Consider the following 25,667-nt stretch of genomic DNA (forward strand, 5'->3'; position numbering starts at 1 on the left):
GAGCTTCAATTATATAGACATAAGTTTTAAATAGTAAACATGAAATTTCAAATCTCCTCACTCCTGTTACTCTCTGGTATGATTGCCGGAGGTACTATGAGTCTGCATGCCCAGGATGGTAAAGCACCTGTTGCATTAAACAGTTCCATCGTGGTAAACAATGGTAAAGTTCTGACGTCTTTCAGAGGGCAGAATGTTACTGTAAAGGGACTGGAAAAGCAATTGACACAATTGCTGAACCTGCCTTCTGGTTACTCCTTTACAGAAGAAAAGACCACGACTGACCAGCTTGGCTTTACCCATACTGCATATCAGCAGTACTTCAGAGGGGTGATTGTAGATGGCGGATTATTGTTGGTACACAGCAAAGCTGGTATCCTTCAGTCAATCAACGGTTATGTGGCTACAGTATCTGATGTAGGTACCAACAGCTCTTTCGATGAGTTTAAAGCTGCTGATATTGCCCGTACCGCAATGGAAATTACAAGTCAGTTCCGTGCTTATCCAAGCCCGCTGACGATTGTGAGCATTGATCCTAAGCGTAATGAACAATATGCGCTGGCATATAAAGTACGCGTAGATGGTCGTTCCAAAAACGGTAACATCGTTATGAGCAATGTATATATTGATGCTAATTCAGGTGATGTGCTGGAAACAGAAAACCTGATTGCACACCAGGATGTGAATGCAGTAGCACATACATACCTGAGTGGCCAGCAGAATATTGTGGTGGACAGTGTAGGACCACATTATCGTTTGTTTGATAATGAGCGCCACATTACTACCCTGAATGCTGCCGGTTCTGAATATAATCAGAATGCCAATACTGGTGCTGACCTGTTCCCTCAGGCAAATGAGTACCGTGATACTTCCCTGACATGGTCTCCAAGACTTGCACTGATGACAGTGCGCCTGCAAAACGTAGCTAGCAGCAGCAACCTGTTTACCAATATCGGATGGGGCACCGGCGCATTCCCTGCAGGTATGGTTATGTCAGATGTAGCGACCAATCCATCTATGGCGGCATGGCCTGATATTAAATTCAACTCCACCACTTTACCTTTAATTACCCGTAACCTGTTCATTTATCCGGAAGCGGGTAAGACATATACTGGTATGTTCGGTAAGTTAAACCTGAATAACGGTAATTCTACAGATACTGTTTCCTTCAATATCAACATTACCGGTACCGGTTCATTCCCATGGAGTGATACCGCAAACAACAACGGTAGTTATATTACAGCAAATGTTGCCAATCCGGCACTGGATGCGCACTGGGGTATCGAACGCACATTTGACTATTACCAGTCAGTGTTCAACAGAACAAGCTATGATAACAATGGCGGACCAGTGGTTAATTATGTAAATGGTATCTGGCCGACTTCTTACACACAGAATAATGCAGCTGCAATGCCTTCTCCATATAACTCTATGGTGTATGGTATGGGTGATGGTGTATATACCAATCCATTTGTAGCTATCGACGTGACTGGTCACGAGTTTACCCATATGGTAGTAGAGCACAACGGTCATAATGGTCTGCGCTACAGAGGCGAGTCTGGCGCGTTGAACGAATCATTTGCCGATATCTTTGGTACCTGTGTAGAATTCTATGCAAAACCGGCAACGGCTAACTGGACTATCGGTGAGCAGGTATATATCAATGGTGATTATATGCGCTCTATGGCTAATCCTAAAATCAGAAATAATCCTGATACATACGGTGGTCAGTACTGGATGGATCCAACCAACCTGAATAATGATAATGGTGGTGTGCACTACAACAGTGGTCTGCAAAACAAATGGTTCTACCTGTTATGCCAGGGCGGATCTGGTACCAATGATAATGGTTACAGCTATAACGTAACGGCTATCGGTATGGAGAAAGCAGAAAAAATTGCCTACAGAAACCTGACCGAGTACATGACCAACAGAGCAGATTATGAAGATGCTTATAATGGTAGCTTACAAGCGGTACTGGATCTGTATGGTAATGATACTACCTCTACAGAGTATAAAAATGTAAGAGAAGCATGGTATGCAGTAGGTTTAGGCGCAGGCGGTCCTGTAGGCATCCGCAGCGTAGATGTAACCAACTCCAATATCAATGTATTCCCTAATCCGGCAAGCAGCAACCTGAATATCAATTCTACCCTGAATAAAGCAGTAGAAATGCAGGTGATGAATGCACTGGGCCAGCAGGTACGTACACTGCAAGTGAAGAACGGCAGCAATGCATTCGACATCAGCAGCCTGCCTAAAGGTATGTATATGCTGAACTTTGTAGTAGATGGTAAATCATATACACATAAAGTATCAGTTCAATAAGCACAGTTAAGAGTACACATAAAGAAGGCGGCCGCAATTTGCGGCCGCCTTCTTTATGTGTCAGTATTGGTATACTATTTCAATCTGGCTAATATCACAGAATCCTTTTTATACGGGTCGTTCAGGTAAATTACCTTTTGCAGGGCACTGTCTGCATTAACGGTAGTATACGTAATATACACCGGTATTTTAGGCGTAGGGAACTGACGGGTACGGTTCCTGGAAATTAATACATTAATAGAGTCCACTCCCACATTGCTTTCCTCCAGGATCAATGCTGCCAGTGTTTTAGGGTCTTTTACCCTTACACAACCATGGCTCAGGTAACGGTTCTTATTGGCAAACACATATCTGCCCGGAGTGTCGTGGAGGTAAATGTCCCATTGGTTCGGCAGGTTGAATTTAACGTAACCCAGCGCAGCTCTTGGTCCCGCAGGTTGACGCACGGTAAATCTGCGGTAGTTAGAGGCATTAACGGCACTGTTCGGTACGCGTTTGCCACCCTGGTAGACCTCATAGTAACTTGGTATGCGGCCACCATATTCTTTTCCTACAATAGATAATGGTAAAGTCCAAGGCGGGCAGATCACAATATTCTGCATCGGTTTCAGAATCGTCGGAGTACGGGTAATCTTTGCCCCTACAACAGAACGGTTATGAAAGAGATTATTACCGTCTTTAAAATAGTCAATCTCCGTTTGCGGAATGCTTACCCATATATAACGGCCTTCCATGGTATTAGGCAGCCAGCGCAACCTTTCCATATTGATCTTGAGCAGCTCCACGTATTCATCGGGAGATCGGTGTAATGCTTTGATGGTCTCCTCATCTATCTTCCCAGTTTTAGAAAGATGGTTCAGGTACTGATATGTTTTAACCATATCGGTATCAGATGCAGAAGATGCCAGCTCCTTTTGCATAATGCTAATGGCAACATCGGAAGCTGCGTTGCCTATAGCCGTTTTACTTTGCTGGTAAGTGGTATCGCTACGCAGTTTGTCCCATTTCTGCAGTTCCTTTTGCATCAGGGCATAACGCGGATTTGCCGGACGGTATTTCTGAAGACTAATGTCCTTAGGCGCTTTAGCCAGGTCATCGGCAGCAGTAAGCGTACTGTCATTGTCCGCATGCCATTCCTTGTCAATCTCTGCGGGGTTCAATACACCCAGGGTCAGGTCTCTGGCCGCACTCAGGTAAGAAGCGGTAAAGGCAAGTTCACCACTGGCCAGCGCTTCATCAGAAGCATCTTTTTGTGCAACTGCTTTTTTAAGTTCAGAAAGGCCATAAGTTTCAGGGTCCAGGCCATCCCATTTCAGGTCTTCAATTGCCTTGATCAGTTCCGTTGCCTGCTTGCCGAATTTTCGGCCCTCCAGCCATAATGGTTTGGTGCTGTTTTGAGCATATACACGATGCATTTGTGCATTCAGGTCACGCAGCGGATCAGCTTTTGCAGAATCACTTGACTGAGGATATTTTTCCTGCAGGATTTTATTGATGGTTTCTGGCGTTACTTCAGAAGAGAATGCTTCAGATATATTGTCGAATATACCCCCTCCTTCCCGGCTCTGACCGGAATTACAGGATACAGCCACAGCACCTGTGACTATAACCGTAGCGGCTAATACTTGTTTCGATAGGACTCGGATTTTCATTTAGGTAAAATGGATTTAGACACAAAGGTTAAATATTTCTTGGAGTCAAACAAATATAAGTAGTTTTCACTCAAGTGTGAAAACATGATCGTAAATGATGTGTTAAGCAACTGAAAAATAACGGATTGTAAAGGATTCCCCTTAAGAGTATATTAAATATGTATATTTGCACACAAATTTTTTATTCCAAGCTATGAGTAAGTTTTCAACTTTTGACTTTTCGGGCAAAAAAGCCCTGATCCGGGTAGACTTTAACGTGCCAATTAAGGAAGGTAAAATCACCGATGATACCAGAATTAAGGCTGCACTGCCAACAATTAAGAAAGTACTGAATGATGGAGGAAGTGTTATCCTGATGAGTCACTGGGGACGTCCTATAAAAGATATGGCCAAGAAACCCGAACTGACCAAAGCTGATTTCTCTCTTAGCCGCATCGTAGCGCACCTGTCTGAATTATTAGGTACAGAGGTACAGTTTGCCGAAGATTGCCTGGGCCAGGACGCAACTGCCAAAGCTAATGCCTTACAGGCAGGGCAGGTTTTACTACTGGAAAATGTGCGTTATTATAAAGAAGAAGAACAGGGTGATGCAGGATTTGCAGAGCAATTATCTAAATACGGTGAGGTATATGTAAATGATGCATTTGGTACCGCGCACCGTGCACATGCTTCCACAGCTGTGATTGCACAATACTTTCAGCCGGAGCAGAAAATGTTCGGCCTGCTGATGGAAGCAGAAGTAACGGCAGCACAAAAAGTACTGTCTCAGTCAGAAAAACCATTTACAGCCATTATCGGCGGAGCAAAGGTTTCTGATAAGATCCTGATCATCGAAAACCTGCTGGAAAAGGCTACTGACATCATTATTGGTGGTGGTATGGCGTATACATTCTACAAAGCAATGGGTGGTAACATCGGTAATTCTTTATGCGAAGAAGATCGTTTGGAAATGGCTAACGCTTTACTGGAAACCGCTAAGGCTAAGGGTGTAAACATTCACCTGCCTGTAGACAGCATCATTGCAGATAAATTTGCACCGGATGCTGCTACAAAAGAAGCCGATAATGTGAGCATCGAATCTGGCTGGATGGGCCTGGATATCGGACCTAAAGCAGTAGCAGATTTCAAAAATATCGTATCCAACTCCAAAACCATTTTATGGAACGGACCAATGGGTGTGTTTGAAATGGAAGCCTTCCAGAAAGGAACCAAAGCGATTGCAGAAGCAGTGGTAGAAGCTACAGAAAAAGGAGCATTCAGCTTAGTTGGCGGTGGCGACAGCGTTGCTGCAGTAAACAAATTCGGCTTTGCGGATAAAGTAAGCTATGTATCTACTGGTGGTGGTGCATTACTGGAATTCTTCGAAGGAAAAGTATTACCAGGTATTGCAGCGATTCAGTAATTACAGTTAAACATTATACTATATCTGACTATCCGCATGTAGTAACCTTTTTTCTTCGTCCTTTTGTCCGGCAACAAAAGGACCAAAAATGCCTTTGTTTTCATCAAGGCGATTGCGGTGCACCGCCATTTTGTACCGTTGCGTGCATTGATCGTCTGAGCTTAACGTGTGATTCGTTCGCTGCTCAACGATCGCAGCTCCACTCCAAAATGGCTATCGCTGTGATGAAAACAATAAGCGATCCGTACCGTACAGATCGCTCCAAATGGCCTTATAAATCCGGCGTTAAGAAAATCATTGGCTCGGTCGATAAAGTCGGAAACCACTGTCTGAGCGCAGCGAGTCTGGTTTGCGACCGGCCGACACATTGATTTTTAGCCAGGGATTTATACAGCCTTGATTTTTTTGCGGTACCCTTTTGCATCAAGGCAAAAGGTAGCAATAGATATAAATTGACTACTTAAATCATAATTTTAGACTTTGTTTCCTTTAAGCGGATACTCAGTATACTATAAATAGAAAGGACGAGGCAATGCCTCGTCCTTTCTATTTATTAATAATGTCTTTATTTATCACTCCGGTAATCACCCCTTTGAATTGCTTTATAGAATTCTGCCCATTTGAAAGGATTGAATAAACCGATAGGAGCCTGTTGTCCGTAATAAGTAGCTTTATTAGCCTGTTGCCCTTGCATAAAAGCCGCATTTTCACCAGCACTGTTTGGCATATTACGCATCATCATTTTCACCACTTCCTTGCTGGTATTCTCTTTGATCGCATCATACATATCACCATCGTATTGTTTATACCTCATGGCATAATCAAACTCTGCCGCATTCAGGTAAGGACGTACTATAGCCTCTTTCAGGTAAAAGGTATCCTGGAAGAAGTACTGTATGGTAGAGAAATAGTTCTGATCCAGATTAGCCGGAATAACAACTTCTTTGGAGCGGAAACCTATACGGTTGAATAATAAGGTATCACCCTTATAACACAGCAGGGAGAAGACCCCGTTCTCGTTAGTCAATGTTCCGGTACTTTTGTTTTTTACAAATACACCCATATATGGGATCACATCAGAAGTGTCTGACATCTTAGCCACACCGGTTACCTGCACCAGTTTGTCCTTATTGTCCTGCGCAAAAGAATATACACCCATGCATAAGCAAAGGAAAAGTATGGAGAAAAGTGTAAACGTGTTGCGGTTCATATAAAGCAAAAATACTGTTTTATCTCGTTTATTCATCATTAATTGTAGGCCTTTTAACCATTATTAAACTGTATTTGCCTCATATTTATTGTATATATAGACATAAGAAATTTCATTGCACTAAATCATGCATGCTGTTGCTGCGTAAATAGATTTGTTTTATGACATTATTTAGCATTAGTATGTTAAATCTGCATCCATTCTCACTCAGACAATGTAACTTTGCAGGCGAACTTATAAATAATAAATATATATATGATTACGGAAGCAGACGTGCTTAAGGCCCTATCCAATGTAGATGATCCCGATTTCGGAAAAGATATTGTTACCCTGAACATGGTAAAGGATGTAAAAGTAGAGGGTAAGCAAGTTTCGTTTACCGTTGAGCTGACTACACCTGCCTGTCCGATGAAAGATATGATCCATAAAGCATGTGTCAATGCGGTTAAGATCTTTATTGATAAAGAAGCAGAGGTTAATGTTACGATGACGGCCCGTGTACTGGGTGCTCGTAGTGCTGATGGCAGCGATGTATTACCTCATGTAAAAAATATTATTGCAGTAGGTTCTGGTAAAGGTGGTGTAGGTAAATCTACCGTAGCGACCAACCTGGCTATTGCACTGGCTAAAGAAGGCGCTAAAGTGGGCCTGATGGATGCTGATATATATGGCCCTTCTGCACCATTAATGTTTGGTGTACAGGGTGAGCGTCCTATGATGCGCGATGTGGATGGTAAAGGATATATTGAGCCTATCGAACGTTTCGGCGTGAAAATGATGTCTATCGGTTTGCTGGTTGATGAAAAGCAGGCAGTGATCTGGCGTGGACCCATGGCCACCTCAGCACTGAAACAATTCGTGACTGATGTATACTGGGGCGAGCTGGATTACCTGATCATTGATCTGCCACCGGGCACCGGAGATATACACCTGACCCTGGTACAGACTATTCCGATTACCGGTGCGGTAATCGTAACCACTCCTCAGAACATTGCCATGGCAGATGCTAAAAAAGCTATGATGATGTTTAAAAATGCCAATATCAGCGTACCTATCCTGGGTGTTGTAGAAAATATGGCTTATTTCACCCCCGCAGAATTACCTGAAAATAAATATTACATCTTCGGTAAAGATGGCGGAAAGAGCCTGGCAGAGCAGTTTGAAGTACCATTCCTGGGCGAAGTGCCATTGGTGCAAAGCATCCGTGAAGGAGCGGACAGAGGGTTCCCTGCAGTACTGAATGATGAACCGATATCGTTAAATGCCTTTACAGAGATTGCAAAGAAAGTAGCACGCAATGTAGCCATGCGTAATGCCAACCTTGATCCTACCAAAGTAATGACCATTGGGGTATAGTCCCGGTTGTATGCATAAAAAGCGATGGGGCACTGTATACAGTGCCCCATCGCTTTTTATATCTTTTTAAAGCTTATCTGGTCAACATTTAGTCTCCTGGCCACTTTCATGGGGTAGAGGATGAAATAAAAAATGATAAAAGCCAGCGAAGCAGCCAGTATGATTAAATTCAATACCACAGGCATTTCTGTATGCCGGGTAATATAGCTTTCAAAAAATCCAGCCATAATAACGATCGGGATCAGCGAGACAACAATCTTAATCCCGTCTTTGGCTCCCCGCACAAATGACTCCTTCCGGGTATAGGTACCGGGAAACAGGATGGCATTGCCCATAATGATACCGGCCGTTGCTTCTATGATCATACCGGAGATTTCCAGTGTCCCGTGCGTAAATACAACCAGTATAGATTTGAAGCCCAGGTTATGGGCAAAAAACATCTGTTCAAAAACACCCAGCATAAGACTATTTTTAAACAGCAGGTATATAGTGCCTACAGAACAGGTTATGCCCGCCAGGAAGAACATGAACATAACTCGGATATTATTCCAGGTAATCTGCAGGAACATACTGAACTCGCCCTGGTCTTTATACACCTTGAACGGATCACCGGAGGAGATATTGGCCATGGTCATATCCACATAATCATCTCCCAATACAGCACGTACAAAAGTCTGATCTCTCCAGCCTGAGAATATGCCCATAAGCATAAACACCAGGAAGAACAGGAATGTATACAGCAGCGTTTTGCGGTTGCGGTACATAATCAACGGCAGCTCTTCTGTAAAAAACAGTTTGAATTTATTGCCCTTTTCCTTCTTGTTCCTATAAATAGACAAGTAGATTTTTGCGGCAATACTGTTGATATACGTAATGGTATTGCTGTGGGGGTAATGGGTTTTGGCATAGCCCAGATCATCGACCAGGTATGCAAAGCGTTTGGCCAGCTCATCCGGATCATTGGTGTCATCCAGATAGCTGTCCCAGCGTTCTTTATTGATTTTGATAAAATGCCCTTCTCTCATAACAGGAAAAAAAACTGCCCGCAGGCAAGATGCCGTCCAAAAATAAGTTATTTTTATACGTAACACCAAAATACGAAAGATTTCAGATATGTACACTTCATTTTATATAGACGGACAGTTTGTAGATCTTGTACAGCGTACCTGTTACCCGGCCAGGGTAATCGTGCTGGATGGCAAGATACATGAGGTAATGCAGGTGCCCCAGGCACCTGCTCAGTATATCCTTCCCGGCTTTGTAGATGCGCACATACATATTGAAAGTTCCATGCTTACGCCTACAGCATTCAGCAGAGTAGCTACGGTTTATGGTACAGTCGCGACAGTATCCGATCCGCATGAAATTGCTAATGTTTGTGGTGTGGCCGGGGTGCATTATATGATCGAAAATGCTCGTAATGCCGCACTGAAGTTTAGTTTCGGCGCACCGTCCTGTGTTCCGGCTACAGGTTTCGAAACGGCCGGTGCGATCATCGATTCAGACCAGATCAAAGAGCTGCTGGCGATGCAGGAGATCCGCTACCTGGCCGAGATGATGAATTTTCCCGGAGTATTGTACGAAGATGATGAGGTGATGAAAAAGATCACCTGGGCAAAATATTATGGTAAGCCGGTTGATGGTCATGCACCGCAGATGCCGGAAGATGATGTGATCCGCTATGCCGGAGCCGGTATCACTACCGACCATGAATGCACCACACTGGAAGAAGCTTTGTATAAGATAAAGCATGGAATGAAAATCCTGATCAGGGAGGGTAGTGCGGCTAAAAACTTTGAGGCACTGGTGCCTTTGTTTGCCACACATCCCGATCAGCTGATGTTCTGTAGTGATGATAAACATCCCGATGAACTGGTGAGGGGACATATCAATCAGCTGGTTGCCCGTGCGGTGGCCAAAGGATATGATGTGTATGATGTATTGTTTGCAGCCTGTATTGCCCCGGTAAGACATTATAAATTAGAAGTGGGGCAGTTGCGTCCAGGAGATCCGGCAGACTTTATCGTTGTGGAAGATCTGGTCGATTTTACCGTATTGCAAACTTATATTGATGGTCACCTGGTTGTAAAAGGGGGCATTAATTTCGAGAACGTGTATGTCCCCGAAATTATTAACCAGTTTAATTGTCTTCCTGTGGTGGCTTCAGATTTTGCAATCGAAGCCACAGAAGAAGCGCTGCAACCGGTGCAGGTAATCGAGGCCCTGGATGGCCAGCTGATCACCACTGCAGGTACCGCAAATCTACCCGTCAACAATGGCGTTATCTGTACCGATACGGTGCAGGATGTGCTGAAAATTGCTGTGGTAAACCGTTATGCCCCGGCCCCGCCGGCTATTGGTTTTATCCGCAATTTTGGATTAAAGGCCGGAGCTATTGCCTCTACTGTTGCGCATGACAGCCATAATATCGTCGTGGTCGGTGTAGATGATGAGGCCATTGCAGAGGTTGTCAATGCCTTGATTACAGTACAGGGCGGTATCGCCGTTACCGGTGGGGGGCGTACAGAAGTCATGCCTTTGCCGATTGCCGGACTGATTACCGATATGCAGGCCGATGCTGCAGCAGCTGCATATGTAAAGCTGGATGCAGCAGCCAAAGCCCTGGGCAGTACCCTGGCGGCACCCTTTATGACCTTGTCATTTATGGCGCTTCCCGTCATACCATCTTTAAAGATGACCGATAAAGGACTATTTAATGTAGATTCCTTTAACTTTACAACAGTGATAGAGTCTAAACAATTATAAACAGAAGAATTTATGTTAGATCGTAGCAAGTTGAAAAAAGTATTACTGATAGGTGCATTATTGCTCCCGGCTGTAGTGGCTACACAGACAATATATGCACAGTCCAAATCGGCTAAAAAAGACCTGGATCCGGAACCCGAATTTGTAGGTGGTAAACCAGAATTACAACGTTATATAGATGCAAACCTGCGCTATCCCGAAAAGGCTAAAACATCCCGGAAAGAAGGGGTGGTATACGTATCCTTCACGGTAAGTGAAACCGGCAAAATAGAAAATGCCAAGATCGTACGCAGCATTGGTATGGGTTGTGATGAAGAGGCTTTAAGACTGATCAATGAAATGCCGGTATGGACACCGGGTAAAGAAGACGGGGTGGTAAAAGCCTTACCTGTCGTGATTCCTATTGCATTCCGTTTACCCTAGAACGTTTGGGGTATTGAATAAACAACAAAGAAGCGCACCGTTACCGGTGCGCTTCTTTGTTGTAATGGTTGTATCGTACAACGCTTTTATAATAAATAACAAGATTATCCCTGTTGTTTAGACTGGATATATTCTGCCATAGATTGTACCGAACTCAGGATATTACGGCTCTCTTTAGGATCTTCCAGTTTGATGCCGTAGTTTCTTTCCAGCAATACGATCAGCTCCAGGGAGTCGATGCTGTCCAGGCCCAGACCATCACCAAATAAAGGTGCATTGTCGTCAATATCTTCAGGTTTCATATCCTGAAGGTTCAGCGATTCGATGATTTGCTGTTTTAATTTAAGCTTTAACTCTTCCATGTTGTGTTTTGGTATAATAAATAAGTTGATTAATAAAATTATTCAGCCATCATTTCCTCAATAGCCGCTGCGATTTCTTCTGCATTAGGTTTAGAGAAATAATCGCCATCCGTTGCATAAGCAGGGCGGTGCGCTTTTGCAGAAAGTGTGCGTGGCGCCACATCCAGCCATTTGTAACCACCTTGCAGCTCCATTACCTGCTGGAACATATAGGCGCTGGCACCTCCCGGTACATCCTCGTCAATGAAGATTATACGGTTGGTTTTTTCCAGAGACTTCACAATGGTATGTGTCGTGTCAAATGGCAGTAAAGTACGTACATCCACTACTTCACAGCTGATACCTTGCGGAGCCAGATACAGATCAATCGCTTCCTGGATCACTCTCAGTGTAGAACCATAAGAAACGATGGTAATGTCTTCCCCTTGCTGAATTACTTCAGGTATACCTAATGGAATGGTAAATTCGTTCAGGTTGTCCGGTTTGCGCTCTTTCAGACGGTAGCCGTTCAGACACTCGATCAATACTGCAGGCTCATCACTTTTCAGTAAGGTATTGTACATACCGGCAGCCTGTACCATGTTACGAGGCACACAAATATTAATACCTCTCAGGGCATTAATGATCATACCCATAGGAGAACCACTGTGCCAGATACCTTCCAGACGGTGTCCGCGGGTACGGATGATCAGCGGGCATTTTTGTCCACCTTTGGTACGGTATTGCAGTGTAGCCACATCATCACTTAAGGTCTGCAGACCATACAACAGGTAATCCAGGTACTGGATCTCTGCAATTGGTCTTAAACCACGCAGTGCCATACCTAATCCTTGTCCTACAATAGTAGCCTCACGGATACCGGTATCACTTACGCGCAGCGGGCCGTATTTTTCCTGTAAACCGGCAAAAGCCTGGTTTACGTCACCGATCTTACCTACATCCTCACCAAAGGCAAATACCGCAGGGTTAGTCGCTAATAAATTATCGAAATATTGGTTCAGTACTTCAAATCCGTTCAGCACCGGGCTGTTGTCAGAATAAGCTGCAGCAACTTCTTGCACATTGCTTACTGCATATTTAGACTGAGAGGTGAGGTGAGAATTGAATGTATCCTGTGCCTGTTTGCCCAGATCATCATAAAAATTACGCAGGTTACGTACCGCCTGGCTGTTTGTACCACCGGACAGTTTCAGTACACGTTGTACGGTACGGAATACATCTTTACGGATCGGTTCTTTAATGTTTTGTAATTCCTGTGCAAGTGCCGCGATCTGCTGCCCTTCAGCGTGACCTTCCATCACTACTTGCTGGATCAGCTGAGCACTTTGTGCAATCTGCGCTTTGATCGGTTCAATGAAATTGCTCCAGGCAGATTGTTTAGCGGTACGCGCTACATCTTTCGCTTTCTCTTCAATCGCAATCAGCTCCTCTTCGGTTCCGATAGCATTATCCAGGATAAACTGGCGCAGTTTGCGCACACAATCCATTTCCTTTTCCCATTCCAGGCGCTCTTTAGATTTGTAACGCTCGTGAGAGCCAGATGTAGAGTGGCCTTGCGGCTGTGTTACTTCCTGGATATGGAACAGGGCAGGAATATGATTTTCTCTTACGCGGGCAATACCTTCTTCAAAAGATTTTACCAGGCTGGCATAATCCCATCCTTTTACACGATATATTTCTACACCGCTTTCCAGTTTTTCATCATACTGGAAGCCGGCAGTAGCTTCAGATATTGAATTCTTAGTTGTCTGGTACTTACGTGGTACAGAAATGCCGTATCCGTCATCCCATACACAGATTGCCAGAGGTACTTTTAATACAGCAGCAGCATTCAGGGTCTCCCAGAAATGTCCTTCAGAAGTAGAGGCATCACCGATTGTACAGAAGCTGACTTCATTACCATTATTGGTGAATTTCTCAAAACCCTCTTTCAGGTTTTCGCTGTTGCGGTATAATTTAGAAGCAAAAGCCACACCCAGGGCACGCACCATTTGTCCTGCAGTAGGAGAAATGTCACTTGTTGAGTTAGGTTGCGCCATCAGGTTTTTCCACTCGCCGTTTTCATCCAGCCAGCGGGTAGCATAGTGACCATTCATCATGCGGCCTGCAGAAGAAGGTTCCAGTTCCGGATTCGGATTGGCGTATAACTGTGCAAAGAACTGCTCCACATCAGACATACCGGTTGCAAACATTAACGTCTGGTCGCGATAGTAGCCAGAACGGTAATCGCCCGGCTGGAATGTCTTGGCCAGAGCAATCTGCGCCAATTCTTTACCATCACCGAAAATGCCGAACTTGGCTTTTCCGGTCAATACTTCCTTTCTACCAATAAGACTGGCTTCACGGCTCATCACCGCCAACTCATAATCTTTTAATACTTCGCCTTTCATCTCATCAAACGAGATTTGAGCTTCCATGTCTTTGGTCTTGTTTTTTGTGGCCATATTATGTATCAAAAATAATGCGACAAATATACAGTTTTGTTTGTATACTGCCTTTGAGCTATGTAATTAATGGGTAAAAACTACAAAAATACTTTAAATCTCTCATATGCCTGTTGATGGAGCATAGCCCGGTCATCAGGGTGAGCGAGATCGATCAGGGCTTTGGCACGCTGGCGCAGATTCTTACCGAAAAGATTGGTGATCCCGTATTCTGTAACTACATACTGGATATGCCCGCGGGTAGTTACTACACCGGCACCCGGTTTCAGGGTAGGTACAATACGGGGCAAGCCTTTCTTCGTCCTGCTGTTTACGGCAATAATCGGTTTGCCACCTCTGCTCAGGGCTGCACCACGCATGAAGTCCATCTGGCCGCCGATACCGCTGTACTGATATGTACCGATACTGTCAGCACAAACCTGCCCGGTCAGGTCGATTTCTACACAGGAGTTGATCGCTACAACCTGATCGTTTTTAGCAATAATGGTTGGGTTATTGACATAATCTATATCCAGAAACGTCAGGCCTGGATTATCATCCAGGAAGTCATACAGTCTTTTGGTGCCCAGCGCAAAACTGGTCACAATACGGTTGGGATGCAGATTTTTGTAACGATTATCGATAACATCTTTTTCAAAAAGATCAATCACCCCGTCACTGAGCATTTCGGTATGCACACCCAGGTGTTTATGATTGCCCAGGTAGCTGAGTACCGCATCGGGAATGGTACCGATGCCCATTTGCAAAGTTGAACGATCCTCGATCAGCCCGGCTACATAAGCACCGATCTTACGGTCAATATCAGTAACCTTTGCCGAATAGTCAACTTCCGGTAGGGGCGCTTCGTGAAAGACCATTTTGCTAAAATAAGTATGGTGCACCAGGCCATCGCCATGGGTACGCGGCATCCTCGGATTAATGAGCCCGATTACCGCTTTAGCCGTATTTACCGCCGAGCGGGCCACGTCTATAGAGGTGCCTAAAGAACAATAGCCATGGCGGTCGGGTGGAGATACCTGAACGATGGCTACGTCTAAGGGGAGAATCTGGTTGTTGAAGAGGTCGGGAATGTCGCTGAGAAATACAGGCACAAAATCGGCATATCCCTCGTTTACAGCACTGCGTACTGGTTCCGATACAAAAAGGCTGTTTACATGAAACGATTCGCGGTATTCCGGTTTGTAGATCTCTACGCTCTTGCCTTGCTGTGTAATAGAAACCAGTTCTACATTACGCAAGCGGGGCGCTTCGTGTACTAATTCGTTCAAAAGGTAGGTTGGGGTGCAGGCACTACCGTGTATAAAGACACGGTCGCCACTCTGAATGAGTGATAATGCTTCTGCGGCTGAAACATAATTGTACGTACTCATATAAAAAGCAATGGTTAAAAAAGCAGGGCAAAGATAAGACTTATTGCCGGGCAATTTTAACCATTACTGTATTAGATCCCACTGGGAAACATTCGTTTATCTTGGATCGTAAACGATTTTATACTCCTGGGTCTGGCCACCGCTGTTCACCTTGATGATGTAGATGCCGGATGCGCCTCCCATGTTTTTAAGCGATATTTTTTCTGAGCTGTTGAAGTCAGACTGGTCTACCCATCCGGTACGGATACGCTGACCGATTACATTATATAATTCCCAGCTAAAGCCTGATTGCTGAGGGTTATACCATTTGAAAACGATATCACCATCATGCGTCGGGTTAGGGTACACCTCAAAGGTTACCGGCAAACCACTCCAGGTTACTTTCTTGACAATACTATAGAACACACTACCGTCAAAGCTGGTATACCTTACACGGTATAAAGCATATGGAGCATCCAGCACAGGAGTGTCCGTATAACTGTACTCATGTCCATTGACAGCAATGGCTGCCTCGGTATGTACCGTTCTGAACACACCGTCTTTACCGGCGCGCTGCACATTATAATGGAGTACATCGGTGTCCACCGTATTAGACCAGCGGATCTTCGCTGTACGCTCATCATTTTTAACCGCATCGAAGGTGAGCGTATTCAATGGTAGCGGGTTATTGCGGGTAATGCCACCATCATTAAACCAGTATTCACCTGCCTTGTCGGTACGGAATTGTGCATAATAGCCATTTGCATAAGGAATCCACAATACACTGTCCCGAGGTATGTAGCTGAATACACCGTTTGTATCATCGGCCAGGGTATGATTGAGTACCGCAGTATTATTGTCTGTATAGGTGGTGACACCCAGCTGGTACACTTCTTTTGGATGAGACGTGCAGGACGTACAGTTTGTGGCATTACGTACTACAGCCATCAGGGAATCCTTCACGAATAATTGCATCAGCACCGGAGCCGCTGGGGCGCTGGTCGTAACAAAGGCAAAGTTTCTCGGCAGGAAATACTGTTGTGCATCCGGGCTTATATAATCTGTATGCTTGTAAGACTGGAATTTTGCATTGGTAAATGATTGAGACAGCGGATCTATGTTGGCAGATATTTCTGTTGGTGTGCCGAATGCAGTATTCGCATTAAGCGTAACAACCGGTGCCGTAGCAAAGCTATCCTGGTCAAAAACAGTTTTCTGCAGGTCAAAAATATGTATGTCATCAATGGCCAGGCCTCCGAATTCCGCTCCCGGATCACTTTTTAATACCCATCTGAAGGTAATACTGCTGACTACCGGTAAGGGTATACTGGCAACAGTCCAGTAGTTATTGGTTGCAGTTGCCCAGATATTTTCCGTAGCATTGTCATACCAGTTATACCCTTGACCGCTGGCACCCAGTTTCTGCCAGTTCAGGCCACCGTTCGTAGAGTATTCCATATACCCGCGATCAAAAATCTCTGCACCGTTAGGAGCCTCAATTTCACGGAAGAAACTGAAACTGAGCATAGGATTGCTGAGACTGCTTAGATTAAAGCAGGGACTGTAGAGATAAGAAAACTCATTAGAATTATAAGCGCCGGTAAGGTTCGTTTTCCAGGCTTTCGTGCCATTTGCTGCATGCGTAATGCCGATTGCGTTTGGCGTACCATATGCCCAGGAGTTGTTCGTTCCTTCGCTGTAATAATAGCCATCATTAAGCTCAAACCCTTCCAGATAAGGGAAGCTGCTGATGACAGGCTGATTGTGTAGTTCAATATTGCTCAGCGTATCATTCAGGTGGTAATTGTCGCTGCTGTAGCTTACCCATACCTTAACCAGGTGCTTGCCCGGTGCAGAAAGGTTCATGGCCTGCGCAAAGTTATGCGTGATGGTATCTTTTGCGTTAATGCTTGCAATGGTCTCCGTCACGATAGATTGCTGATCTACCTGGTAGCTGATGCTGATCGTATTGATCGCATGATTGACCAGGTTCGCTACATCTACACTCAGCGGTACAGCATTACTCAACCCGCAGTTGAATTTTATAATATTATTGGCTTTGATCAGTGCGATATCATCCTGAACCTCGTACAATTTAAAATTATCCACCGTCAGACCATTTCCGTAACCAATACTACTGATCAGGGAGGTGTCTTTCTGCTGGATCATAATCTGTGTCGTGGCAGAGAATGTCTGTCCATTGGCCAGTAAAAGATCATTGATCGATAAAGAGCCATAATTCCGGTCAGTGCCTACATAGTTGGTGTCAAAAGGAGCGATGGTGATCCAGGAAGCCAGATCATTACCCCTGATCATTACTTTGTTATCACTGTAGAATTTTGGTTTGCCGTGCAGGACATAGTCAAAGTCAAACCGGATCTCATTATTGCTTATGTTATATGTAGACAGGTTGAAGGTGCCGGCCAGTGTATTAACACTGCTGGCGTTAATATCAGCCTTTTGATTTATTTTATTATCAAGGCTTATAGATTTGTTGCCGCCAATGGTAATATCTCCATCCACAAATGTGCGCATACGACCGTTGATACCACTGAGGTCAAAGTCGAAGCGGTCTGCATTTGGAATCGCAAAAACAGCCTGTGTACTTTCTGCAGGAGCAGCGGTTTCAAAACCCTCATTAAATGCCGTAGCCAGGTTCATCGGTGGGTTAGCAACATGTCTTACCACTACCGTTTGGGTATCATTCATTATCAAAGGATCGGTAAGGGCAAGATTGCGCACATAAGCATCAATAGTATAGCTGCCTGTAGCACTTAGGTTTAGTCCCGGTACAGACAAGATAGTATTGCCTCCTGCATTAATGGAGGTGCTAAAATTGTTGATTATCCAGGAACCACCATTTACACGGTAGCCCACCTGGTAGTTATTGGCGACTGCATTATCCATGTTTAATACGCGTACAGTAAGTGTATTGCCTATAGGATTTGAACTGAAGGCACGGGCACTTACAGGGCTTAAAATACGGGTCAGTGCAAGGTCTCCGTGGTTGGTGATATTGTTACAGTTGCCATCATTAGGCATTCTGTTCAGAGCCAGTGCACGGATACCTTTCGCTCCGTTAGCGCTCGCTGCAACAGATACCCAATAAGTACTGTCTACAGATAACCCGCTGAATGTATAACTGGTGCCAGCTGTAGAATCCACAACCGCCATTACAGGTCCAATTTTGCGGTACAGGTAATATTTACTTACACCACTGATCGCTGTCCAGTTAATGCTGATATTGCCAGGGCACTGATCTGTCGCTAAGGTTGCAACAGGGCGGGCAATTACGGCAAATGTTTCGGATACGGCACTACCTGCATTCTGGCTTACGCGTATTTTGCATAATCCGGAATTAATACCGGCTGGTACAGCCCATGTTACAAATCGCTTGTCATTCGTTGTACTGGCAATGCTGTTCCAGCTGCCGCCATTGTCCGTACTGTATTCTACAGTATAGTTTCCGGTGGCGGTTGGTGCAGCCCAGTGTACGTATATGGTTGATCCCGCTTCCACTTTTGTGCCGGGACCGGGATAGGTTACTTTAATATCATTGGTTACAAACTGGTATACCACACGGTAAGACTGGCTTCCTGTTGGCACATTAAAGCCTGTTACATTGATAGTGTAATTACCAGCGGCCGGATTGTTGATCACTACCTGCTCTACATTGTTCAGGTGGTCGGCACCCTCAACAGCAGTATCAGTCACATGCGCTGCTTCCGGGTTCAGTACCAGCGGAAATCGGGTGGGGCCGGATGGCGGACTCACATTCAGGTCCAGGTCATTGACCAGTGCTTTGGCATTGACAGGAGAGGCCGGTGCATCGTTCCAGTACAGCATGATTTTAAGCTGAGAAAGATTGGCCGGTACCGTAAGGGCATGATTTTGCTGCGCGGCATGTGCAACCGTTTGCGACATATAGCGGCTGTTATTAATAATCTCCAGGGCCTGGCCCACATCCATGCGGCCGAATCCGTAGCGGAAATCCGGTCCGGGATTGCCCAGATCAGTAGCGCTGTTCATCAATATGGCTTTAAGCAGATCACTTGGAGGATACTGCCCGCCATTCACTTGTTTGTATCGTTGTTGCAATAAAGCCGCTGCACCGGTCACGTTCGGACAAGCCATACTGGTGCCGGTCGACAGGCCGTAGCCATTATTGAATACGGTAGACATAATCTGTACACCGGTAGCGGTAATCTCTGGTTTCAGGCGGCCATCCTTTGCCGGGCCACGGCTGCTGCCTGCACTGAGGATGTCTCCATTCTTACCGGTATTGGCCACCACCAGGGTATTCTTCGCAGCCTGGTAAGAACCTCCAACCGTTGCATAGCTTTGGGGATATGCACCGCAGGTGAGCAAGCCATCATTTCCGGCTGCAAATATGTTCAATAGCTGGGGTGAATTTAAGGCCAGTTGATCCAGGTACTGAGACGCCGCATCATAGGTGCCTGCATAGCCACAGTTACCTACAATAGCTGCATAAGAGTTATTGGTCAGCTTCATATTGAAGTCCTGCTCATAGCGCGGGGCCTGGGTAATGATCTGGCTGAAAAAATTATCGACCAGTGTTGCCCTTGGAGCAAAACCCTGGTACGATTCATTTACAATACCACCGCCACCTACAGTCCCTGTAGTATGCAGTCCGTGAGAACTGCTCAGCATCGGGTTGTAGTTCTTTATGCGGTCATCATAGTCTATATGTGAAGGCTGGCTATCATCACCAACACCGACAGTAATGCCATCTCCCGTCAGGTTGAATCCTGTTGTATTCCGGGCCTGTTCTGCATCAGCGACGGCTATGGCACCATCATTGAGGCTTCTGTCCTCAAATTTGGGCTCTATAGTCAGTATCGCCGGAGTAGCGGCAAGTGTCGTTAGCTGGTTATAAGCAACGGAAACAATCCATTTGCGCTGGTTTTTCCAGTCCTGCTGAGGCAGTACGGTTGCAGATACTCTTTTCAGTACAGCATCGATATCTTTTATATCCTGTCCCGCAGCCAGTGTAAGAAAAACATTGACCTGTTCATTAGTGTTCTTACTAGCCAAGTACGGACTGATCTTGTCATCGGCTGCAACTACAGCCCAGTAATCAATCACATTCTTCAATGCACTCAGGTCCTTACTTTTGGTGACGATTGCTGAGAATGTATTATTGCCGATATATTCCTGCAATTGAATGCCGGATGCAGCAAGTTTCTCCCGCGAAGGCGGTTTCTTGAACTGGAGGTATAACTGCACCGTTTCTCCTGCTGGAGTAGCAGAAAATAATTTGTCCAGTCCGTTGCGTGCAGATTGTACCGATACGATTCTGTTGCGTAAAGATACCGGCTGCTGTGCTGTAGCCGTTATATAGCTACCCAGCAGGACTGCACTTAAAAGAAATAATCCGGGTTTTGTGTATATTTTCATGGCCATAGACCGTTCTTAATTTTAATAGTAAATATAATCTTTATATACGAATCGGGGCAGGATATGCGGTAAATATGTTATTGTATGATTAAAAAGATTATGGGTATTGCAATTCTTATTTCAAAATATTATATTTGTTAGGAGTATGTTTTTAATAATTACTTAAAATCATTTTATTTATGATATTTAATACTACCTCACGAATTAAATCAAAGTTTTCCCCTGACGCCATTAAAGATAAATTACTGGGACAAAGGGTGATGGTTCATCATTTAGATTTTGAAGTACTGGAGTCTAACGGTATGTTGAAAGTGATTCCTCATGCTGAAAATATAGACGGATTAAAAACATTACCTATTACCCACATCGAAATGCACCCCCAGACTGCAGAGACAACCATTACCATTAGCAGCAAACCCCGCAAGATTGATGTCGGCGGTTTGTACCTGATCTTAGCCTTTGTCTTGTTTATGTTTGCGGTAGCGGTATATTTCTGGAAGGCTTATCCCGATGAGACGTTTATCGTACCATTATCCCTGTTGGGTGTGGGTGTCATTATTTTCATTGTATTCATGATACGTATGCAATCAGGGTACTATGATTATGTACGTAAAATCAGACATTTTTTACAGAGTAAGGTGAATTCCTAAACAACTCTTTTTAAAAAGAAATAGAATTTGTTCTTTTGTAACTCAATTGCGTTACATGAGAAACATTTTCTATTTTTTTTTATGCCTGGTCGTATTGAGTTCCTGCGGGGATAATGATGATGCCGGCACACAGCAGCAACAGCAGCTACCGGCTGCACTGGTCAATCCGATGATAAGACCGCTGACAGAAGCCATAGCCGCAGATACGGGCAATGCAAAGCTATATTACCAGCGTAGCCTGGAACTGAATAAAATGGGGCAGGATAGCCTCACGCTGCAGGATCTGATGAAAGCAGTAGCATTGGCACCTGATAATATAGTGTACCGCGAATCGCTTACTTTTTTCCTGATTGATAAGAAGAAGGCTGCGCAGGCTATGGAGCAGGTAAAAATACTACAGCAGAAAAATCCGAAGAATGCAACCTATACCTTACTGGAAGCAGAAGCACATATGGCCGGTAATGAGTTGGCTAAGGCAGAAATAATCCTGAACGACCTGATGGCCCGTATGCCGGGAGAACCTGATGTATTGCTGGATGCATCGCGTCTGAAAGCTGCACAGAAAGATACTGCACAGGCAATTGATTATGCAAAAAAAGTCCTGGAAGTAACCCCTAACTTCTTTGACGGATTGTACCAGCTGGCCGATCTGTACAGCGCAACCGGCAATGCAGAAGCATTGAAGTGGTATGATAAAATTTACAGGCTGGATACTTTAAATCCTAACCCCCTGTATGATGCTGCTTTGTTCTATCAGCAAAAAGGCGATCTGACTGCCGCAAAAAAGTATTTTGTGAAAACAATTTATGTAGACAAAGACTTCACCGATGCATATATTCAATATGGTAAAATATTACTGACACAGGATTCCGTAAGCAAAGCTGAGCGCCAGTTTAACATTGCCATAGAGGTAGCACCTAACAGTGCGGAAGCATACTATCTGAAAGGACTGACGCTGTTGAAACAAAATAAGAAAGCGGAAGCGAAAAACCTGTTTAATCAGGCGCTGGTATTTAACCGCAACCATACCGCTGCACAGGCAGCTTTGAAAGAATTATAAGCCGGTTATTTATCGGCCTGGTACAGGCGCAGCGCCGGATTGTGCTCCTGCTGCATTTTACGGTATTCCGCATCTGAGATGCCTGCGCGCCTGTACTTTCTTACCACCCATGGTGGTGTAGGTTTGGGCTCAGCCCATAAGCCCTTCTTTGCAGTACGCGCCTGCGCTGCCAGATCAGCAAGATACTGTTCCTTGTTGTATTGAATATAATGCCAGGCAAGACCTGCATGAAGCATCAGCTCAGAAATATCAGTTTTTCTTCCTTCCTGCATAATATATACCCTGGCCACAAACCGATTGTACTGGTCCGTTTTGCGGATCTCGCAGCGGACAGACTGGTTCAGCAACAGATCTGCCAGGTATTGTTTGGCCACCTTGTAATAGGGCATCCCTTTTTCCGGAGCATCGATTCCGTCCAGTCGGATATGATATTGTTTTTTATCAGTAGTAAGTAGCGTAAAGGTATCGCCATCCGATACAGAAACCGATTTACCGGTATACACTTTCTTCTCCGGTGCCGGTTGTTGCTGTGTTTTGCGTTGTTGGGCAGGAACAGGTAAGGTCGCAAAAAGGCTGGTAATGCAGAGCAGGGAACTAATAAATCTTCGGGTCATGTTATGTTATCAGGGTAAGCTAATCGCTTGCGGGTACTGGAATATATTTTCAGGATCGTATTGTTGTTTTATTTTCTGCAAAGCAGCATAATTATCGCCATAGTAAGCCTGCTGCCAGTTTTTGAAATTAATATCCGGGTAGTTGCGGTACTGTGCCGTAATACCGGCATCCAGTATCATATCCTGTATCTCCTGGAAGGCTTTCAATAATGGCGCTTCACGCGCTGGTTGCTCCCAGTAAGCCTGCAGCTCGCTCAGGTAGGGCAGTGCGCGGTGCGGATAGCAGGATGCCTGCTCCATAGCAGTATTATTGATTGCGCCACCCAGTGTATTGATCTGGTAGATCAGCCCTTTGTTCTGTACCACTTTATTAAAGATACTTGTGGCTATCTGTTTAATGTCGTCAAAGTTGCGGTAAAGGCCAGCACTCGCATTTTTAAACAAGATAGGTCCCTTGCGGCCATAGTAGCGTTTCATGGCCAGTGGCAGGTTCTGGTCCATTGTTCGGCTTACACTATCTGCAATTGTAACAATAGGTTTAATCGCCGCCTCTAGCTGACTGTTCGAACCATACGTAGTAGCCAGTACTGTAAGGGTGCTGCCATTGAGTACAAAGGCAGAGAAAGCCTCCTGCGCCAGTGTTTCTGAAACGGTAAACCAGGTAGAAATTGCTTCTGTAAAACGTTCCGGTGTAAGGTTTCTGAATTTCAGCACAATACTGGTGAACGTTGCCGGCATAGGATGTGTTTTGAAGGTCAGTTTAGTGATCACCCCATAGTTTCCGTTACCACCGCCACGGCAGGCCCAGAGCAGTTTGTCATCTGCGGTATAGGATTTACCATCGCCGGCTACCATCTGCACTTTTTTAAGGCTGTCGCAGGTAAGGCCATATTTACGGCTGAAGAAGCCATAGCCGCCACCAAGTGTAAGCCCTGAGATACCTACAGTTCCACAGCTGCCGGAGGGTATCAGTTGTCTTTTGGCAAAGAGTGCCGCCTGTACTTCCTCCAGTACACAACCTGGTTCTATAGTCACCACATCATTCGCTTCCCAGGTCACTTTTTTCATCTGTGATACATTGATCACCATACCGCCGTCATTACCTGAAAAACCTTCAAAACTGTGCCCACCGCTCTTTACCGCCACTGGCATTTTTTGCTGTTTTGCATAATTTACGGCAAGGCTTACCCCTTTTTCTGTTTTACACAGGGCAATGTATTTAGGCATTTTTTTGACCCTTGCATTGAATGCTTTATTGAACACCGCATAATCCTTGTCCGAACGGGTGAGCAGGAGTACATCTGCCGGATCAGCCTTGGTCAGGTCTATGGTTTCTTCGCTCTTTTCTGGCAGCTTGCTGCCGGAAGGGTCGGGCTTTCCGGTTGTTTTGGTTTCGTTATTATTTCCGTTGCCGAAGCAGGAGATGAATGGCATAAAAGCAATGCCCAGTCCCATCATGCGGAGAAATTCTCTTTTGGTGTATGTTTTCATAAGGTATGCTATTTGATATTGTGTTCATCCAGCCAGGCACGATAACGGGCGGCATTCTGCTCCTGCTCTGCAAGGGTACGCGCAAACCAGTGGTAGCCCGGCTTTTGCGGATCAGCAACGAAATAGATGTAATCATGTTTTACCGGATTCAGTACCGCATCTATAGCCGATGGATTAGGCATACAGATCGGGCTGGGTGGTAAACCCCGGTTTAAATAAGTATTATATGGCGAAACGATCTTCAGGTCATTATAATAAACCCTTGAAATTTTAGTGCGGAAACCGGACTGCATTTTCTTGATAAAGATGATGGTAGGATCGGCATCCAGCTTCATGCCTATGCGCAGACGATTAAGGTAGAGCCCAGCCACTTTGGCCTGCTCATCTTCTTTTGAAGACTCCAGTTGTACTATAGATGCTAGGGTGATCACTTCTTCAGTACTCATGCCAGCAGCCTGTGCCTTAGCCTGGCGATCACTCGTCCAGAACTGGTCGAACTCTTTTTTCATTTTTTGTGCAAAATCAGCACCGGAAGTATTCCAATGAAAGTTGTACGTATTCGGCATGAAAAAGTGGAGCATAGAAGGCGTGTCTACCCCTTGCGTATAAGCTGCCGTAGCAATGCTCTCCACGATTTGAGCAGAATCAGCCTCCAGAAATGGGGCTACCTTTCCGGCCAGCTCATAAATACTGGCATAGTTGCCGATGCGTATAGCTATTTCATCCTGCTTGCCCTGCTTGATCATATTGACGATCTCGGCATTACTCATGCCTGGCTTCAGGGTATAGCGTCCAGGATAAAAATGCTGATCCAGCCCCTTCTGCCTGGCCACTTGTTTAAAGGTCGCATTACTTTTCAGTAAGGGTTGCACCGAATCCAGTATCTGCTCGAAGCGTGCACCGGTAGGAATAAACAGGTAACCTTTCTGTGCTACATTATTGGCATAACGCAGCATATAAAAATAGCCCCCTGCAGCCAGGGCGGCGACAGCAATAATGCCGATCAGGATTTTTTTCTTCATTGTAAAAATGTATCGGAAATACGATACTCAAAAATAAGGTAAAATAGTACGCATATGATAGCTGTTATAAATTTTAAACAGTCCTTTGGCAACTGATTTTATGCTATAGATGGCAGCAGG

17 protein-coding genes are annotated in these 25,667 nt (G+C 44.9%); 7 read left to right on the forward strand and 10 right to left on the reverse strand.

Annotated features, from left to right (window positions below; translation table 11 throughout):
- The first annotated feature begins 39 nt into the window (after positions 1-39).
- Positions 40-2,328 (forward strand): M4 family metallopeptidase, encoded by a 2,289-nt coding sequence (locus tag EMP01_RS07785; RefSeq protein ID WP_129020944.1) that lies wholly within the window; start codon positions 40-42, stop codon positions 2,326-2,328.
- Positions 2,329-2,402: 74 nt separating this feature from the next.
- Here EMP01_RS07785 and EMP01_RS07790 read toward each other — a convergent pair whose 3' ends face one another.
- Positions 2,403-3,980 (reverse strand): L,D-transpeptidase scaffold domain-containing protein, encoded by a 1,578-nt coding sequence (locus EMP01_RS07790; protein WP_129020945.1) that lies wholly within the window; start codon positions 3,978-3,980, stop codon positions 2,403-2,405.
- A gap of 193 nt (positions 3,981-4,173) precedes the next feature.
- Here EMP01_RS07790 and EMP01_RS07795 point away from each other — a divergent pair, with 193 nt between their 5' ends.
- On the forward strand, positions 4,174-5,382 hold the full coding sequence (locus EMP01_RS07795; protein WP_129020946.1) for a phosphoglycerate kinase: 1,209 nt from the start codon (positions 4,174-4,176) through the stop codon (positions 5,380-5,382).
- Between the two features lie 565 nt (positions 5,383-5,947).
- On the opposite strand, the gene EMP01_RS07800 is transcribed toward EMP01_RS07795, so the two are convergent.
- Entirely contained in the window at positions 5,948-6,631 is a 684-nt protein-coding gene (locus EMP01_RS07800; RefSeq protein WP_129020947.1) for a carboxypeptidase-like regulatory domain-containing protein, read from the reverse strand.
- A 216-nt stretch (positions 6,632-6,847) separates the two neighbouring features.
- On the opposite strand from EMP01_RS07800, the gene EMP01_RS07805 reads away from it, so the two are divergent.
- The gene (locus EMP01_RS07805) at positions 6,848-7,948 is read left to right on the forward strand and encodes an Mrp/NBP35 family ATP-binding protein (protein ID WP_129020948.1); all 1,101 of its coding nucleotides are present in this window, start codon (positions 6,848-6,850) and stop codon (positions 7,946-7,948) included.
- 56 nt (positions 7,949-8,004) lie between these two features.
- Here the strand turns inward: EMP01_RS07805 and EMP01_RS07810 are convergent, their stop codons facing one another.
- Positions 8,005-8,973 (reverse strand): stage II sporulation protein M, encoded by a 969-nt coding sequence (locus EMP01_RS07810; protein ID WP_129020949.1) that lies wholly within the window; start codon positions 8,971-8,973, stop codon positions 8,005-8,007.
- 88 nt (positions 8,974-9,061) lie between these two features.
- On the opposite strand from EMP01_RS07810, the gene ade reads away from it, so the two are divergent.
- Positions 9,062-10,714 (forward strand): adenine deaminase, encoded by a 1,653-nt coding sequence (ade, locus tag EMP01_RS07815; protein WP_129020950.1) that lies wholly within the window; start codon positions 9,062-9,064, stop codon positions 10,712-10,714.
- 12 nt (positions 10,715-10,726) lie between these two features.
- Complete coding sequence (locus EMP01_RS07820) at positions 10,727-11,137, forward strand: energy transducer TonB (RefSeq protein WP_129020951.1); 411 nt, start codon at positions 10,727-10,729, stop codon at positions 11,135-11,137.
- 104 nt (positions 11,138-11,241) lie between these two features.
- Here the strand turns inward: EMP01_RS07820 and EMP01_RS07825 are convergent, their stop codons facing one another.
- The 4 genes from EMP01_RS07825 to EMP01_RS07840 all read right to left on the reverse strand — a co-directional run bounded on the left by EMP01_RS07825 (position 11,242) and on the right by EMP01_RS07840 (position 20,710).
- Positions 11,242-11,499, reverse strand: a complete 258-nt coding sequence (locus EMP01_RS07825; protein WP_129020952.1) for a phosphopantetheine-binding protein — start codon at positions 11,497-11,499, stop codon at positions 11,242-11,244.
- Between the two features lie 38 nt (positions 11,500-11,537).
- The gene (locus EMP01_RS07830; RefSeq protein WP_237559500.1) at positions 11,538-13,916 is read right to left on the reverse strand and encodes an alpha-ketoacid dehydrogenase subunit alpha/beta; all 2,379 of its coding nucleotides are present in this window, start codon (positions 13,914-13,916) and stop codon (positions 11,538-11,540) included.
- 107 nt (positions 13,917-14,023) lie between these two features.
- Positions 14,024-15,313, reverse strand: coding sequence for an acetyl-CoA hydrolase/transferase family protein (locus EMP01_RS07835; protein ID WP_129020954.1), 1,290 nt, complete (start codon positions 15,311-15,313; stop codon positions 14,024-14,026).
- 96 nt (positions 15,314-15,409) lie between these two features.
- Positions 15,410-20,710 carry a S8 family peptidase gene (locus EMP01_RS07840; protein ID WP_161971256.1) on the reverse strand — a complete coding sequence of 1,767 codons (5,301 nt, stop codon included), beginning with the start codon at positions 20,708-20,710 and terminating at the stop codon, positions 15,410-15,412.
- A gap of 179 nt (positions 20,711-20,889) precedes the next feature.
- Between EMP01_RS07840 and EMP01_RS07845 the strand changes: the two genes are divergently transcribed.
- Together EMP01_RS07845 and EMP01_RS07850 are read left to right on the forward strand one after the other, a co-directional pair.
- Positions 20,890-21,360, forward strand: a complete 471-nt coding sequence (locus EMP01_RS07845; RefSeq protein ID WP_129020956.1) for a hypothetical protein — start codon at positions 20,890-20,892, stop codon at positions 21,358-21,360.
- A gap of 55 nt (positions 21,361-21,415) precedes the next feature.
- The gene (locus tag EMP01_RS07850) at positions 21,416-22,420 is read left to right on the forward strand and encodes a tetratricopeptide repeat protein (protein ID WP_129020957.1); all 1,005 of its coding nucleotides are present in this window, start codon (positions 21,416-21,418) and stop codon (positions 22,418-22,420) included.
- 5 nt (positions 22,421-22,425) lie between these two features.
- On the opposite strand, the gene EMP01_RS07855 is transcribed toward EMP01_RS07850, so the two are convergent.
- Genes EMP01_RS07855 through mltG form a run of 3 tightly spaced genes read right to left on the reverse strand, consistent with a single transcriptional unit; the run spans position 22,426 to position 25,547 of the window.
- A complete protein-coding gene (locus EMP01_RS07855; RefSeq protein WP_129020958.1) occupies positions 22,426-23,034 on the reverse strand; it encodes a thermonuclease family protein in 609 nt (202 codons plus the stop codon).
- A 9-nt stretch (positions 23,035-23,043) separates the two neighbouring features.
- Positions 23,044-24,525 carry an FAD-binding oxidoreductase gene (locus tag EMP01_RS07860; protein WP_129020959.1) on the reverse strand — a complete coding sequence of 494 codons (1,482 nt, stop codon included), beginning with the start codon at positions 24,523-24,525 and terminating at the stop codon, positions 23,044-23,046.
- Between the two features lie 8 nt (positions 24,526-24,533).
- Positions 24,534-25,547 (reverse strand): endolytic transglycosylase MltG, encoded by a 1,014-nt coding sequence (gene mltG / locus EMP01_RS07865; protein WP_129020960.1) that lies wholly within the window; start codon positions 25,545-25,547, stop codon positions 24,534-24,536.
- Between the last annotated feature and the right edge of the window lie 120 nt (positions 25,548-25,667).

It is taken from the genome of Edaphocola flava, from assembly GCF_004118155.1.
GTDB classification, from domain to species: Bacteria; Bacteroidota; Bacteroidia; order Chitinophagales; family Chitinophagaceae; genus Edaphocola; species Edaphocola flava.